This is a genomic window from Actinoplanes sandaracinus (genome assembly GCF_030009775.1).
In the GTDB taxonomy this organism is placed as follows: Bacteria; Actinomycetota; Actinomycetes; order Mycobacteriales; family Micromonosporaceae; genus Actinoplanes; species Actinoplanes sandaracinus.
On the sequence record NZ_JASCTH010000009.1, the window covers coordinates 67,245 to 80,681 of the forward strand.

16 protein-coding genes are annotated in these 13,437 nt (G+C 71.1%); 6 read left to right on the forward strand and 10 right to left on the reverse strand.

Features of this window, described 5'->3' with window-relative positions; genetic code table 11:
• Nucleotides 1-14: 14 nt before the first annotated feature.
• Both QLQ12_RS15400 and QLQ12_RS15405 read right to left on the reverse strand, forming a co-directional pair.
• The gene (locus QLQ12_RS15400; protein ID WP_282760516.1) at nucleotides 15-290 is read right to left on the reverse strand and encodes a hypothetical protein; all 276 of its coding nucleotides are present in this window, start codon (nucleotides 288-290) and stop codon (nucleotides 15-17) included.
• A 130-nt stretch (nucleotides 291-420) separates the two neighbouring features.
• A complete protein-coding gene (locus QLQ12_RS15405) occupies nucleotides 421-1,335 on the reverse strand; it encodes a lytic polysaccharide monooxygenase (protein ID WP_282760518.1) in 915 nt (304 codons plus the stop codon).
• Nucleotides 1,336-1,467: 132 nt separating this feature from the next.
• Here QLQ12_RS15405 and QLQ12_RS15410 point away from each other — a divergent pair, with 132 nt between their 5' ends.
• Entirely contained in the window at nucleotides 1,468-1,836 is a 369-nt protein-coding gene (locus QLQ12_RS15410; protein ID WP_282760519.1) for an FKBP-type peptidyl-prolyl cis-trans isomerase, read from the forward strand.
• A 93-nt stretch (nucleotides 1,837-1,929) separates the two neighbouring features.
• Here the strand turns inward: QLQ12_RS15410 and QLQ12_RS15415 are convergent, their stop codons facing one another.
• The 4 genes from QLQ12_RS15415 to QLQ12_RS15430 all read right to left on the reverse strand — a co-directional run bounded on the left by QLQ12_RS15415 (nucleotide 1,930) and on the right by QLQ12_RS15430 (nucleotide 4,346).
• Nucleotides 1,930-2,493 (reverse strand): TetR/AcrR family transcriptional regulator, encoded by a 564-nt coding sequence (locus QLQ12_RS15415; RefSeq protein WP_282760520.1) that lies wholly within the window; start codon nucleotides 2,491-2,493, stop codon nucleotides 1,930-1,932.
• 2 nt (nucleotides 2,494-2,495) lie between these two features.
• Entirely contained in the window at nucleotides 2,496-3,113 is a 618-nt protein-coding gene (locus QLQ12_RS15420; protein WP_282760521.1) for a hypothetical protein, read from the reverse strand.
• 66 nt (nucleotides 3,114-3,179) lie between these two features.
• Entirely contained in the window at nucleotides 3,180-4,082 is a 903-nt protein-coding gene (locus tag QLQ12_RS15425; protein ID WP_282760522.1) for a hypothetical protein, read from the reverse strand.
• Nucleotides 4,083-4,133: 51 nt separating this feature from the next.
• On the reverse strand, nucleotides 4,134-4,346 hold the full coding sequence (locus QLQ12_RS15430; RefSeq protein ID WP_282760525.1) for an RNA-binding S4 domain-containing protein: 213 nt from the start codon (nucleotides 4,344-4,346) through the stop codon (nucleotides 4,134-4,136).
• Between the two features lie 98 nt (nucleotides 4,347-4,444).
• On the opposite strand from QLQ12_RS15430, the gene QLQ12_RS15435 reads away from it, so the two are divergent.
• Nucleotides 4,445-5,230 carry a DUF1775 domain-containing protein gene (locus tag QLQ12_RS15435; RefSeq protein WP_282760527.1) on the forward strand — a complete coding sequence of 262 codons (786 nt, stop codon included), beginning with the start codon at nucleotides 4,445-4,447 and terminating at the stop codon, nucleotides 5,228-5,230.
• A gap of 312 nt (nucleotides 5,231-5,542) precedes the next feature.
• Here QLQ12_RS15435 and QLQ12_RS15440 read toward each other — a convergent pair whose 3' ends face one another.
• Nucleotides 5,543-6,481, reverse strand: a complete 939-nt coding sequence (locus QLQ12_RS15440) for a DHH family phosphoesterase (RefSeq protein WP_282760529.1) — start codon at nucleotides 6,479-6,481, stop codon at nucleotides 5,543-5,545.
• A gap of 191 nt (nucleotides 6,482-6,672) precedes the next feature.
• On the opposite strand from QLQ12_RS15440, the gene zwf reads away from it, so the two are divergent.
• Nucleotides 6,673-8,166 carry a glucose-6-phosphate dehydrogenase gene (gene zwf, locus QLQ12_RS15445; RefSeq protein ID WP_282760531.1) on the forward strand — a complete coding sequence of 498 codons (1,494 nt, stop codon included), beginning with the start codon at nucleotides 6,673-6,675 and terminating at the stop codon, nucleotides 8,164-8,166.
• Between the two features lie 243 nt (nucleotides 8,167-8,409).
• On the opposite strand, the gene QLQ12_RS15450 is transcribed toward zwf, so the two are convergent.
• Entirely contained in the window at nucleotides 8,410-8,811 is a 402-nt protein-coding gene (locus tag QLQ12_RS15450; protein WP_282760533.1) for a VOC family protein, read from the reverse strand.
• A complete protein-coding gene (locus QLQ12_RS15455) occupies nucleotides 8,808-9,575 on the reverse strand; it encodes an arsenate reductase/protein-tyrosine-phosphatase family protein (RefSeq protein WP_282760535.1) in 768 nt (255 codons plus the stop codon). Before QLQ12_RS15455 ends, QLQ12_RS15450 begins: the two co-directional genes overlap by 4 nt.
• Nucleotides 9,576-9,740: 165 nt before the next feature.
• Here QLQ12_RS15455 and QLQ12_RS15460 point away from each other — a divergent pair, with 165 nt between their 5' ends.
• From QLQ12_RS15460 to QLQ12_RS15470, 3 genes are all read left to right on the forward strand, one after another.
• Nucleotides 9,741-11,000, forward strand: coding sequence for an APC family permease (locus QLQ12_RS15460; RefSeq protein ID WP_282760538.1), 1,260 nt, complete (start codon nucleotides 9,741-9,743; stop codon nucleotides 10,998-11,000).
• A 63-nt stretch (nucleotides 11,001-11,063) separates the two neighbouring features.
• On the forward strand, nucleotides 11,064-11,642 hold the full coding sequence (locus QLQ12_RS15465; protein ID WP_282760540.1) for a DedA family protein: 579 nt from the start codon (nucleotides 11,064-11,066) through the stop codon (nucleotides 11,640-11,642).
• Between the two features lie 316 nt (nucleotides 11,643-11,958).
• A complete protein-coding gene (locus tag QLQ12_RS15470; RefSeq protein WP_282760542.1) occupies nucleotides 11,959-12,297 on the forward strand; it encodes an STAS domain-containing protein in 339 nt (112 codons plus the stop codon).
• On the opposite strand, the gene QLQ12_RS15475 is transcribed toward QLQ12_RS15470, so the two are convergent.
• The gene (locus QLQ12_RS15475; protein ID WP_282760544.1) at nucleotides 12,294-13,337 is read right to left on the reverse strand and encodes an ROK family protein; all 1,044 of its coding nucleotides are present in this window, start codon (nucleotides 13,335-13,337) and stop codon (nucleotides 12,294-12,296) included. The two genes, QLQ12_RS15470 and QLQ12_RS15475, sit on opposite strands and share 4 nt — an antisense overlap.
• Nucleotides 13,338-13,437: the final 100 nt, after the last annotated feature.

The following is a 13,437-nucleotide window of genomic DNA, read 5'->3' on the forward strand; positions in this document are numbered from 1 at the left end:
GACGTGGGCGAAGGTCAGCGGCCGGCGGCTTTGAGCAGGCTGGCTACGAGCTTCTTGTCGGTGATCGTCTTGACCTTCTCACCGGAGAAGACATCGATCGTGCCCTTCTTGACGTCGCGCAGCGAGATCACCAGCGGCGCACCGTCGTCGTCGCTTTCCTGCTCACCGGCGAGGCTCAGCCCGGCCACCGAGGCAGCGGAGACACCGACACCGGTCGCGGCGAGGGCCAGCACGCGGCGGCGGGACAGCCACGAGGAGCGACCCTGTGCGCGATAACGAACACGACTCATGCTTGGCCTTTCGTCGTTGAGGGGAGGGGCCTGACAGGCAATTCATCGTCGACGCCCGTCAGTACGAGATCCACAGTCCGGCGGTTCAACAAATTTCTGAAAGCCGCCTGATGAGTTTCGGACGCGGCGGCTACGGGGTATCCCGGCGGCGGCGCAGTCGGGCGGCGCCGGCGGCGATCGCGGTCAGCGCGGCGACCACCACGGCCCCGCCGACCAGCCAATGTCCGAGAGTAACCGTCCCACCGTCGGCCGCGGCGAGTTGCGCAGTGACACTGCGCGCCGGCTCGGGTTCGTCCGGCGCGGAAGCGGACGGGGAAATCGCCGCGAGCGCGGAGGCGGCGGCGGGCGAGGGCGCGGCCGGGGAGGCGGTGGCCGCGGGCGTCGTGGGCGTGGGGAGCGCGGAAGGCGCTGTGGGCGCCGTCGTCGCCTCCACCGCGGCGAAGACCAGGTCCGAGCACGAGTAGTAGGTGTCCGGGGTGCTGGACGTCTGCCACACGACGTAGAGGATGTGCCGCCCGGTCCGCTGCGGCAGTCGCACCGCCATCTTGTACGCCCCACCGGTCAGCGGCGGATCCTTGATCTCGTCGAGTCGCCCGAGGTCGCCCCAGGCCAGTTCACCGGTGGGCGAGAAGCCCTCCTTGGTGAGGTAGAGCCGGAACGACCCCTGATGCGGGATCGTCCCCCGGTAGGAGATCTTCAGGTTCTGCCCGGACCGTACCGTCGTCGACGGGAAGTCGTCGCGCGGCAGGTCGAGGCCCCGGTAGGCGTCGAGGCCACCGCTGCAGAGTTTCCCGTCCGGCACGCGGGCCCGGTCGTCGCCGTTCACGTTCGCGAGCCGCAGGTTGTCGTACGCCCCCAGGAATCCGCCGGTGGCCTTGAGCGCGGCCTCGCAGGCCGCCGTGGCCCGGCGCGTGCCGTTGCCCGCGCAGGCCGTGTTGCGGCTGATCGGTGTCGTCGGTGACCCGTGCGCCGACGCGGGTGCGGGAACGGCGGGCACAGCGGCGGCGGCCAGCAGACCGGCGGCGGCGAGACGGCGGACGAGCATGGGATCTCCCGGTGCGGCGAGGTTTGGCGCGTACTGCGGACCACCCGGAGGTACGGAGTTCAGGCACCGCTCGTTCACCCGCCATCGGCCTGTGGTTGCATGGCCGAGTCAGGTAAGAAACCAGGAGGATTCATGAGCAAGCCCGATGTCGGCCCCATTCCCGACGCCCCCGCCACCGAACTGGTGATCGAGGACATCCTCGAGGGCGAAGGCCAGGAGGCGAAGGCCGGTGACTTCGTGAGTGTCCACTACGTGGGTGTCGCCCAGTCCACGGGCAAGGAGTTCGACGCCTCCTACAACCGTGGCGAGCCGTTCGGCTTCCGGGTCGCCGGCGAGCAGGTCATCGCCGGCTGGGACCAGGGCGTCGCCGGGATGAAGGTGGGCGGCCGCCGCAAGCTGGTCATCCCGCCGCACCTGGGCTACGGCTCGCGCGGCGCGGCCGGCGCGATCAAGCCGAACGAGACCCTGGTCTTCGTGGTGGACCTGCTTCAGGTCCACTGATCGTCGCCGGTGGGGCGGCCTGCCGGACGGGCCGCCTCACGGTGGGCGCGAGGAACCCTGACGTGCGACTGGCGCGAGAGCGACGTCCGGTGATCAGCGGCCGGCGTTCCACAGTCGCTCCAGCAGGAGTCTGAGCGCGGGGGTGACGTCGTCGCCGGGACGGTCCAGCGCCAGGCCGTCGGCCACCCCGATCACCGCGGCGGTCGCCGCGGTGACGAACGCGATGCCGGGCGCCGGGTCGATCAACCCGATCCGTACCCCGTTGGCCACCATCGCCGTGATCCACGGATCCTCCGCTCCGGCGGGCCGGTCGGCGGCGGCGAGGACGGCCCGGTCGCCGGGGTGGTTCCGCAGGTGCGCCCGCAGGCGCGCGCTGCCCTCGGTGAGCCGTTTCCACAGTTCGTCCGCGGTCGCGGCCTCCGGCCAGGCTCCCAGCACCGCGACGGTACGGGCGGCGACGTCCCCGGCCACCGCGCCGAACAGGTCCTCCTTGCCGTCGAAGTAGTGATAGGCGCTGGTCTTCGAGATCCCGGCGTCGGCGATGATCCGGTTGAAGGAGGCGCCGTCCCGGCCGTCGCGCGCGAAGTGCTCGCGGGCCACGGCGAGGATGGCGGCCCGGGCCTCGGGCGCCAGCCGGTCGAATCGGGGCAGCGGCATGGTCAGCTCACCTCTCGCCGGTCCGCCCGCACGCCCGGGAACGGGCCGGCGGCCAGGGCGCGGTTGACACGGACGGTCAGCCACCAGTGGGCGGCCCACACCGGCAACGCGGCGGCTCCCCCGGCCAGCCCGGCCGGCCCGGGGACCAGCGACACGATCTGCAGCACGCACCAGCCGTAGCCGAGCACCGTCCAGCGCCGCACCGTCCGGGCCCCGGCGCCGTCGGCCGTGAGGGAGGCGGCGACCGCCCGGACGATGAAGAAGTCCTCGATGAAGTTGTGCGGGATCGCGAACATCCACCACACCGACCGTGGGCCGGCCCGCCGTGCCCCGGGCCGGACCAGGGTCAGGGTCCGTTGGAGGGCACGGCAGTAGAGCGCGACCAGCCCGAGGAACCCGGTGACGATCGCGGCGCTAGCCCAGAGGGGCCGCCCGGCTATCTCCCCCAGCAGACCGCTCCCCCACCGCGGCGCCCAGACCGGATGGCTCAGCAGGACCACCACGCCGGCCGTCCCCACGATCCGCACCGCCGTCCTCGGGTCGCGCAGCGCCGGGAGACGTGGCCGGCTGACCGGCTTCGGTGAAGGGGGTTTCAGGGACGGTGTCGGGCCCGGCTTCATGACCGGGAAGTGTACTGCCAGTGTGTACCACTGGTACACCCTCGAAGAGGGCCTCGCCGATGGGCCTCACGCCTGCCTCTTGAGCGAGTCGCAGCCGGTCTCCTCGGGGAGCAGCGGGCGGAACACCACCTGCCACTTCTTCCCGGCGGACTCCCACGGCGTCCGCTGGTTGGCCTTGGCCGCGGCCGACCAGACGGCGTCCTTCGCGGCGCCCTCGACGATCAAGCAGTTGATCTTCAGTTGCTCGTTGAGGTGGCCCCCGGGCAGATCGGCGGCGGGCCACTTGACCGGGTCACCGCCGAAACCGTCGCCGGTCTCCTGGTAGGGCTGAGCGAGCACCGCGATCTTCGCCGGCTGGTAGGCGACCGCGGGCGGGCTGGCCGCGTCGGCGAACATCTTGGTCAGCGAGGCGAGCCAGGCGCTGAGCCGCTTACGGGCGGCGTGCTGCGCCGGGGTGAGCGCGGTGTCGTCGGGGCTGGCCTCGTTGAGCGCCATCACGTCCACGACCTGTTCGCCCTGGTCGGTGCGGACGCTGATCCTGGTGCTGGGGGTGTCGGCGACCCCGGGGACGCCGAAGTCGCCACCGGGCTTGACGCCCGCCGTGACCGCGGAGGCGGCCAGCTCCCGGACCCGCTCCTGGCTGATCCTGATCTCCTGCAGGTTCGGCAGCGCCGGGCCGGGATAGATGGTGGGCACCGGGCCCTCGCTCAACGCCCGCCCGTCGGCGTAGACGCTGACCAGCGGGATGCGCGAGGGGATGCTCTCGGCGGGGACGAAGCCGCCGCGGTACTCCACGCGCAACGCGAGGGTGCTGGAGTCCGCCGCGGCCGGAGCGGTGGTGGCTCTCTCGGTGACCGGCGCGGCGGAACCCGGAGCACCCGGGTCGCCCGCGGCGCCGGGCTGGGCGCAGGCGCCCAGCAGCAGAAGGGGAACGGCGGCGGCGGTCATCAGGCCGCGGTTTCTGGTCATGATGGGTACGACGAGACAGGTCCCGCCCAGGTTCCGGCCGTTTCGCGGACTTTATTCGGCGACCACCCGCGCCCGGCGCCCGAGAACCTCGACGACGTCACCCGGATGGAGTTGCCGGCCCCGCCGCAGGTCGACCTCGCCGTTGACGGCGACGTCGCCGGAGGCGATCAGAATCTTGCCCTCTCCGCCGGTGTCGATGAGATCGGCGAGTTTGAGGAACTGGCCGAGCCGGATCATGTCGCCGTCGATGGGCACGTCACGCATGGGTTCATCATCCGGCACGAGATCCGGCGGAAATCTTCCGGGCTGGTTTGAACCATCGGGGCCGGTGATCCGAACTACATGTCGTGAGGCATCTGGGGATGGCCCGCCGTGCGGGCGTGATGACCGCGGTGACCGCTGCCGGCGTTTTCTTCGCCGCCGGCCCTGCCGCGGCGGACGTGACGGTGAGCCCGGCGAGCGCGCCGCAGGGCAGTGGAGCGAACCTGAGCTTCCACGTGACCAACGAGGGCACCGCGCCGATCACCGAGGTGACGCTGCGAATTCCGGCGGACACCCCGGTGGCCGAGGCGTACCCGTTGTCCGTGGACTCCTGGGCTCCGAGGATCACTTATCGGAAGCTGACGGTACCGCTGGGCACCATTCACGGTGGCACTCCGGCGACCGAGGCCGCCGACTCGATCATCTGGCTCGCGGTGAACGGCGCGGCGATCCAGCCCGGACAGTCGGCCGATCTGACCGTCGCGCTGGGACCGCTGCCGACACTGAGTTCGATGCGGTTCACCGTGGACACGAAGTACGCCGACGGCCGGGCCGGGCCGGCGATGCCGGCGACGGTGACGCTGACCCCGTCGAACGGCGCGGCGCCCGCCACCCATCACGGTGGCTCCGCCACCGGCGCCGCCGCGGCCGCCGAGAACGTCGTGTTCGCCAATCTCGTGGGGTCTGTCGACGACGGCCCGACGTGGGCCTCGATGTCCGGCTGGCTGGTGGCCGCGCTGGCCATGCTCGCCGCCGGCTGGGTGGTGCTGCGTGGCCGGCACCGCGCGACGGAGGAGCCCGAGCCCGACGAGTCGCCCACCGGGGACGACGGCGGCGACAAGGAACCCGTGGCCGCGGGCAGCAGCAAATGGGCCTACAAGGGCTGAGACTCCCACTGCAGGCCGGGTCCTGCGATTGGGAAGATGAGGATCGTTCACGACAGCGGAGGTTGTGCGGCGCCCTCGCGGGGCCGCGCGATGCGAGGCAGGCCGTGAACGGCCCTCACCTCACGCGGGTGGGCGTGAGGACGTCGTGGCAAGCGCGTGGGGCGCACAGCCACGACCGGCGGGTGGGGCCCGGGCAAGGCCCGTGATCCGCGTGCCGTGGGGGGGGGGCAGATCAGCCCCGCCCGCACGGTCAAAGCAGCGGCCGGAAGAGCAGTCGAAGCAGTGGTCGACGCGGCAGCGCCGGAGCGGCGCTCAGACCGGAACCACCCGCTCGGTGCGCAGCGCGTCGATGATCTCGCGTTCCACCCGGTCCGACTCGTCGTGCGGAACCTGGCAGGTGCCGGCCGCGAGGTGGCCGCCGCCGCCGTAGCGCAGCATCACCTCGCCGATGTCCACCGGCGAGGTGCGGTCCAGGATCGACTTGCCGCAGGCGAAGACCGTGTTGAGCTTCTGCCGGCCCCAGATGATGTGCACCGACACCCGGGCCTCGGGAAACAGCGCGTAGACCATGAACCGGTTGCCGGCCTCGATCACCTCCTCGTCGCGGAGGTCGACGATCACCACGTCGCCGTCGAGCCGGCAGACCCGGTGCAACTGGTCGACGAACCGGGCCGAGCAGTCGTGGAACAGCTGGGAGCGCTCGATGACGTCGGGCAGGGCGAGGATCTCGTGTACGTCGTTGTGCTCGATGCACGCGTCGATGAGCTGCATCATCAGCTGGTAGTTGGAGATCCGGAAGTTGCGGAACCGGCCCAGGCCGGTGCGGCTGTCCATCAGGAAGTTGAGCAGTGTCCAGCCGGTCGGGCTGAGGATGTCGGTGAGCGAGTAGTCGGCCGAGTCGGCCTGGTCGACGGCCTCCATCAGCTCGTCGGAGACCTTCGGAAAGCGGTCCCGCCCGCCGAAGTGCTCGTAGATCACCCGGGCGGCCGACGGCGCGTCGGGGTCGATGACGTGGTTGCTGCGGTCGCCGTCGTTGCGCAGCGTCTCCGAGTGGTGGTGGTCGAACACCATGTTGGCGCGGCCGTCGTACGGCAGATTGGTGAGGATGTCCCGGTCGGTGACGTCGACGACGCCGTCCTGCACGTCTTTCGGGTGCACGAAGAGGATGTCGTCGATCATGTCGAGATGGCGCAGGAGCACGGCACACACGAGACCGTCGAAGTCGCTTCGGGTCACGAGCCGGTACTTCACGGGGTCCCCCTCGGTTGCCAGACCTTTGAACCCAGTTTGCCACTTTTTTCGTAATGGTCCGGCCCGCATCGGCGGATGGACGTGTCCACCGCCACTTCGTCCCGCTTTCCAGGAAGCGGATGAACTCTGCGAGGGCCCTCGGCCGTAAGGTTCAGACGACGGTCACAACCCGCTCGGAGGACTCGCAGAAGATGGACCACGCACCTCAGCTCATCCAGGAGCGCAGCGCTCCACCGGCCACGCTGGTGATCTTCGGCGCCTCCGGTGACCTGACCCGCCGGAAACTGCTGCCGGCGGTCGAGAACCTGGCCCGCCACGGCCGCCTGCCCGACCAGTTCGCGCTGGTGGGTGTCGCCCGGACGCCGATGACCGACGACCAGTTCGCCGAGAGCGCCCTGGGCGGCCGCAGCCTCTCCGAGAAACGCCAGCTGGCGGGCGGCGTGCGCTATGTGGCCGGCGGCTACGACGACCCGGACACCTTCAAGCGCCTCGCCGAGACCCTCGACGAGCTGGACGCCGCCCGCGGCACCTCGGGCAACCGGCTGTTCTACCTCTCCACCCCCGCCGGCGCGTTCGAGCCGGTGATCAACGGGCTGGCCGGCGCCGGCCTCAACCAGCCGCGCGAGGGCTCCTTCTCCCGGCTGGTGATCGAGAAGCCGTACGGGCGCGATCTCGCCACCGCCCGCGAGCTCGACGGCATCGTGCACGGCGCGTTCGAGGAGCACCAGGTCTTCCGGATCGACCACTACCTGGGCAAGGACACCGTCCAGAACGTGCTGGCGCTGCGCTTCGCCAACTCGATCTTCCAGCCCATCTGGGACCGCTCATGGGTCGACCACGTGCAGATCACCGTGGCCGAGACGCTCGGCGTCGGCACCCGCGGCGGCTTCTACGAGAACGCCGGCGCGATGCGTGACATCGTGCAGAACCACGTGCTCCAGGTCCTCGCGCTCGCGCTGATGGAGCCGCCGGCCTCGTTCGAGTCCGAGGGCCTGCGCAACGAGAAGGTGAAACTCCTCCAGGCGATCCGGCTCCCCACCGACCGGGACATCGCCGACGCCGCGGTCCGCGGTCAGTACACCCGCGGCGGCACCCGTGAGGAACTGATGGCCGGCTACCGCGAGGAGGTCGGCGTCGACCCGCTGTCGCGCACCGAGACCTACGCCGCCATGCGGCTCAACGTGGACAACTGGCGCTGGGCCGGAGTGCCGTTCTACGTGCGCACCGGCAAGCGCTTGCCGGCCCGGCTCACCGAGGTGGCGCTGCAGTTCCAGCGCCCGCCGCACCTGCCGATCCCGACCGACCAGCTCACCGGCCTCGAAGCCGACGCGCTGATCCTGCGGATCCAGCCCAACGAGGGCATCTCGCTGCGCTTCGGCGCCAAGGTGCCCGGCCACTCCTTCCGGGTGCGCACGGCCACCATGGAGTTCTCGTACGACCAGACGTTCGTCGAGGAGTCCCCGGAGGCTTACGAACGTCTGCTCCTGGACGCGCTGATCGGTGACGCGTCGCTGTTCATCCGCAGCGACGAGGTGCAGCACAGCTGGCGGATCGTCGACCCGATCATCGAGAACTGGAACAAGGACCCGTCGCCGATCCCGACCTACGAGGCCGCCTCGTGGGGTCCCACCGACGCCGACCGGTTGATCGGCCGCAACGGCCGTAAGTGGCGCAACGCCGCCTGACTGTCGAAACCGTTGGCGGGGCGCACGAATCTCGTGAGCCCCGCCCAACTGTTCGGCTCGTGGGAGGTTCCGCCGCAGGCGTGGTGCTGTCGCGGGTACACGCCGAGACAGCGCCGGTGGGTGGAGTCGAACCTGAACGGGGAGACCACCGACGCCCCGGTAGCCCGGCGGGCCGTGCCGTGGCCGAATTCTCAGAATGGCCGCGGAGCCGGACCGCGGACCGGCTTGGCTCCGCAGTCCGCGTCAACTGCTGGCGGGGACGGCCTCGCGGGCCGGTTGGAACAGTTCGACGAGGTTGCCGGCAGGGTCGGCGAGCAGGATCTGACGGCCGCCGGGCCCGGAGACCAGCTCGCTGCGGAACGTCAGGCCGGCGCCGCGGAGCCGGCCGATCTCGGTGTCCAGGTCGTCGACGATGAGGTGGATGCGGTTGCGGCCGGGGCTGGTGGCGTCGTCCGGGGTGGCGCGGGCACCGGAGCTGGCGGGTCCGGACAGCAGCAGCCGTAGGCGGCCGCGGACCACGTCGGCGAAGGCGGGGGCGGCGCTGCTGTGAAGGTGGAAACCGAGGTGGGTGGTGTAGAAGCCGACGGCGGCGTGAACATCGTCGACGAGGTAGCGGACGCTGACGTACTGCTCGGGTGTGCTCACGGTTTGGTCTCCTGGGGTTCGGTGGCGAGGACGGGCAGCAGATGCCGCACGCGGGTGTCGATGTCGGCGGCAATCCGGAGGAAGGCGGGGTAGTCGTCTCGGGTGCCGAGTGCGGCGGGGTCGGGGATGCTCCAGTGCCGCCGGCCGGCCGGGTTACCGAAGTCGGGGCAGACTTCTCGGGCCTTGTCGCACAGGGTGATCACGTAGTCGAAGCGGCGGCCGGTGAGCGTGTCCAGATGTCGCGGGTGCCGGCCCGCGACGTCGACGCCGAAGTGATCGTGCAGCGCCCGCACGGCATGGCGATGTAGTTGCGGCCGGGGGCGGCTTCCCGCGCTTGTCACCTGCACGTGGCCGGCCGTGTAGCGGCGGAGCTGGGCTTCAGCGATGGGTGAGCGTGCGCTGTTGCCCGTGCACACGAACAGCACGGTTCGCGGCTGGTGTACCGGCGAGGCCGGTGGAGTGCTGTCCCACCGCAGGGCGGGATGCAGAGCGGTGCCGGTGCCCGCCAGCGCGTGGGCGCACCTGTCGAGGTCGAGATGGTAGTAGCTGTCGCGGCCGTCGAAGCTGCTGCGGGTGGCGGTGACCAGGCCGCCGTCGCGCAGCAGCCGCAGGTGGTAGGAGACCAGGTTTTGCGGCTGGCCCAGGAGGCTGACCAGTTCCCGGACCCGCAGGTCACTGTGGGCGAGTGCGGTCAGGAGCTGCCAGCGCAGCGGGTGTGCGGCCAGCCGGACGAACGGCGGCGCGGGGTGACCCGGTGGCCCCATGACCATGAAGATACATCAAAACAGATTGATCGGTCCGCACCGAGGCAGGAATCCCGCCGGTCGCTGGATGTTCACTGCACCGGCGGAGCCGAAAGCCCATCGGCTGCCGTATCGTCGGCCGATATCGGCCGGCGTAACAGCGCCGGGCTCATCGGAAGGTTGGTTGTGAGCGCGACATCCACGGCGGCCGGGGGCCAACTGGCGAGGCGGCTGGGGGTGTTCGACGCCGTGGTCATCGGCCTGGGGTCGATGGTCGGTGCGGGCATCTTCGCAGCCCTCGCGCCCGCGGCCGCGGCTGCCGGTTCGGGGTTGCTGCTGGGTCTGGCCGTAGCGGCGGTGGTGGCCTACTGCAACGCCACGTCATCGGCGCGGCTGGCCGCCCGCTATCCGGCGTCCGGCGGCACCTACGTCTACGGCCGGGAGCGGCTCGGTGCGTTCTGGGGATACCTGGCCGGCTGGGGTTTCGTGGTGGGTAAGACCGCCTCCTGCGCGGCGATGGCTCTCACTGTCGGGATGTATGCCTGGCCGCAGCAGGCACACGCGGTAGCGGTGGTGGCAGTGGTGGTGCTGACCGCGGTCAACTACGTGGGCGTGCAGAAGTCGGCGTGGCTGACCCGGGCGATCGTCGCGGTCGTCCTGGCGGTGCTGGCCGGTGTCGTGGTGGCCTGCCTGAGCGCGCCGCCTGCCGACCCGGGCCGGCTGTCGGGCGGCGGTGACGCCACCGTCCTCGGCGTGTTGCAGGCGGCCGGGCTGCTGTTCTTCGCCTTCGCCGGGTTCGCGCGTATCGCCACACTCGGCGAGGAGGTCCGCGACCCGGCCCGCACCATTCCCCGGGCGGTGCCGCTGGCTCTGGGGATCACCCTGGTCGTGTACACGATCGTGGCGGTCGCGGTGCTGGCGGTGCTCGGCGATCGGCTCGCCGGTGCGGCCGCGCCACTGGCGGACGCGGTACGCGCCGCCGGCTGGCCCGAGCTGGCCCCGGTGGTACGGGTCGGTGCGGCCGTCGCGGCGTTGGGTTCGCTGCTCGCGCTGATTCTCGGGGTGTCGCGCACCACCCTGGCGATGGCCCGGGACCGGCACCTGCCCCATGCTCTGGCTACCGTGCATCCGCGGTTCCAGGTGCCGCACCGGGCGGAACTGGCCGTCGGTGCGGTGGTGGCCACGGTCGCGGCCACCGCCGATGTCCGCACCGCGATCGGGTTCTCCTCCTTCGCGGTGCTGGCCTACTACGCGATCGCCAACGCCAGCGCCTGGACGTTGTCCGCCACCGAAGGCCGCCCGCCGCGGGCCATCCCGGTCATCGGCCTGGCCGGCTGCCTGACACTGGCCTTCGCCCTGCCGCTGCGCTCGGTGATCGCCGGCGCCGCGGTGCTGGCCGTCGGCGCCGCCGCCTACGGCATCCGCCACCGGTTGACCCGGCGCTGACATCCGGCCCGGGGCGGGTGGGTACACGGCCTTCCCTGGACAGGTCCGGGAAAGGACGACGCCGTGCCGCTGCAACTGGACGCCACCTCACCGTGGGCGTTCGTCGTGATCGCCGCCTCGATCGCCGGGTCGGCGGTGTTCCCGCCGCTGCCCAGCGAAGGGATGCTCGCCACCGCGATGAGCCTGGCCGCCGCCGGCAGGCTGCCCCTGGCCTGGGTGTGCGTCAGCACCACCGCCGGCGCCGTGCTCGGTGACCTGGCCGCCTACACCCTCGGGCGCGCCCTGAGCCGACCCGGCCACGCCCGTGCGGCGGGGTCTGCGCGGCTGCGCACCGCACTGGCCTGGCTGCACGCCCGGGAGCACACCTGGGGCCCCGGGATGATCGTCACCGGCCGGTTCGTCCCGGGCGGCACCACCGCTGTCGGGATCAGCGCCGGCCTGCTGCGCTTTCCGCCGCGCCGCTACCTGCTGTTCTCCAGCATCGGGGCGGCCCTGTGGACCGGCTACGGCGTCGCCGTCGGGATCGTCGGCAATGCCGTCTTCCCCGACAACCCCCTCGCCGGCGCCGCGGCCGCCGTCGGCCTGGCCCTGGCGATCGGCGCCGGCGTGCAGTGGCTCAGCCGCACCCGCCACCGCGAATAGCTTCGACGGCACGGCATCGCCCGCCTCAGGCGCCGGGTCGCCGAGCACCTCCCGCGCCAACTCGGCCAATGCCCGCCGGTCCTCGGCCAGCACCCGCAGGCCGGCATCCGAAACCGATATCGACCCCCGACTCTACGTGAGACCGACCATCAGGACCGGGCCGTGCGCGCTGAGATGGTCCGCCGTCAACCTGTCGCTCAACACTGGCGCCGACTTATCGCGGCGGCACCTGCACGGGTCGGCGGGCTCGCATAGGGTGGTCATCATCCTCGATTTATACGAGCCCGCCCCAGACCCGACGGAGAGACAGACACACATGCAGGTATCGGTCGCGCACCATCCACCGAACACGGCCGTCCTGGTCCTACGCGGATCCCTGGACATCGACACCGCTCCGGCCCTCAAGGCCAACCTGAGCCGGCTCGTCGAGCGTCCCTCTCCACGCGTGGTCGTCGACGTCTCCGGCCTCGACTTCTGTGATTCGATGGGCGTGGGCGTGCTGGTCACCGCGCACGGGCGGGCCGGGGAACGGGGCGGCTGGGTGCGTCTCGCCGCCCCGTCGGGCTTCCTGCGCAGGCTCTTCGACACTCTCGGCCTCAGCGATTACCTGCCGATGTTCCCGGACGTGGCGGCAGCGCTGAAGGAGGAGTCCTAAGCGGCCGTCACCGTGTTGAGGGCGGCCACCGCGGCGCCGCGGGCGCCGGCCATGTCCCGGTCGGGGACCAGGGCGAAGGTGGCCACCGCCTTCTGCTCGTCACGCAGGTCGGTGCTCTCCCGCACGCTGTTGAGGAACCACTGCCGGAAGTGCGGCGCCGCCTCGACCACCCCGCCGCCCAGGAAGTAGGCGGCCGGGTCGGTGAAGTTGGCGGCGATGGTGAACAACTTGCCGATCGCCTTGGCCTGCTGACCGAAGACGGCGAGGGCCATCGCGTCCTCCTTCTCGCCGTAACCGCGCAGTGCCTTGGCCGCCGTGGCGAGCGGCTCGTTCGCGAGCGGGTGGTCCGGGAACCGGGTCAGCCAGTACGGCAGCAGGTTGTTCTTGATGCCGGTGAGCGAGGCGATGCTCTCCACGTCCCCGGCGAACCCGCAGTTGCACATCGGGACGGGCTGGTCGTCCTCGATCACGCCGTGCAGCGGGATCTGCACGTGGCCCAGCTCACCGGCCATCCCGGCGACGCCGCGAACCACGGCGCCGGACTCGACCACGCCGCCGCCCAGGCCGGTGCCGACGATCGCCGCGACCGACGAGTTCAGCGGGGCGGCGGCGCCGAAGTGCTGGTGGTGCGCGTAGAGGGCGGCCGCGTTGCCGTCGTTGTTGTACACCACCGGCAGGCCGAGCCGGGCTTCGAGCGCGCCGCGGATGTCGAAGCCGTGCCAGGAGACCTGATTGAAGTTGGTCGCGCCCTTGGAGGAGATCACCCCGTGCGCGCTGGCCGGGCCGGGCGTGTCCAGCCCGACCGCACGGACCAGAGACAACGGGGTGCTGGTCAACTCCAGGATGTTGGAGAACGCCTCGGCCAGCGCCTCGACGGCCGACTCCGGGCCGTCGAGGACCCGGCTCGGGTTCTCCACGAGGTTGTTGACGAGGAACTGACCCGTCGCATCGAGGACGGTCGCGTTGTTGCAGGTGCCGCCGTTGTCGAGTCCGACGACCACCCAGGAGGACGGGGTGCGTACCGTTTCAGGCTGATCCACGGTCTTGAGACTAGGTCAGGACGGGGAATCCGGTAACGGGTGCGTCCGGATTGCGAACCCGTTAGTCATGGTTGCAGCCGTGACTCGACCCGCGGATCGG

Bases quoted from the DNA above. Each gene is read 5' to 3' on its own strand.
- zwf (WP_282760531.1), top strand. From the start codon at position 6,673: ATGGACCACGCACCTCAGCTCATCCAGGAGCGCAGCGCTCCACCGGCC.
- QLQ12_RS15415 (WP_282760520.1), bottom strand. From the start codon at position 2,493: ATGCCGCTGCCCCGATTCGACCGGCTGGCGCCCGAGGCCCGGGCCGCC.
- QLQ12_RS15455 (WP_282760535.1), bottom strand. From the start codon at position 9,575: ATGGGGCCACCGGGTCACCCCGCGCCGCCGTTCGTCCGGCTGGCCGCA.
- QLQ12_RS15435 (WP_282760527.1), top strand. From the start codon at position 4,445: ATGGCCCGCCGTGCGGGCGTGATGACCGCGGTGACCGCTGCCGGCGTT.
- QLQ12_RS15410 (WP_282760519.1), top strand. From the start codon at position 1,468: ATGAGCAAGCCCGATGTCGGCCCCATTCCCGACGCCCCCGCCACCGAA.
- QLQ12_RS15430 (WP_282760525.1), bottom strand. From the start codon at position 4,346: ATGCGTGACGTGCCCATCGACGGCGACATGATCCGGCTCGGCCAGTTC.
- QLQ12_RS15425 (WP_282760522.1), bottom strand. From the start codon at position 4,082: ATGACCAGAAACCGCGGCCTGATGACCGCCGCCGCCGTTCCCCTTCTG.
- QLQ12_RS15400 (WP_282760516.1), bottom strand. From the start codon at position 290: ATGAGTCGTGTTCGTTATCGCGCACAGGGTCGCTCCTCGTGGCTGTCC.
- QLQ12_RS15405 (WP_282760518.1), bottom strand. From the start codon at position 1,335: ATGCTCGTCCGCCGTCTCGCCGCCGCCGGTCTGCTGGCCGCCGCCGCT.
- QLQ12_RS15420 (WP_282760521.1), bottom strand. From the start codon at position 3,113: ATGAAGCCGGGCCCGACACCGTCCCTGAAACCCCCTTCACCGAAGCCG.
- QLQ12_RS15470 (WP_282760542.1), top strand. From the start codon at position 11,959: ATGCAGGTATCGGTCGCGCACCATCCACCGAACACGGCCGTCCTGGTC.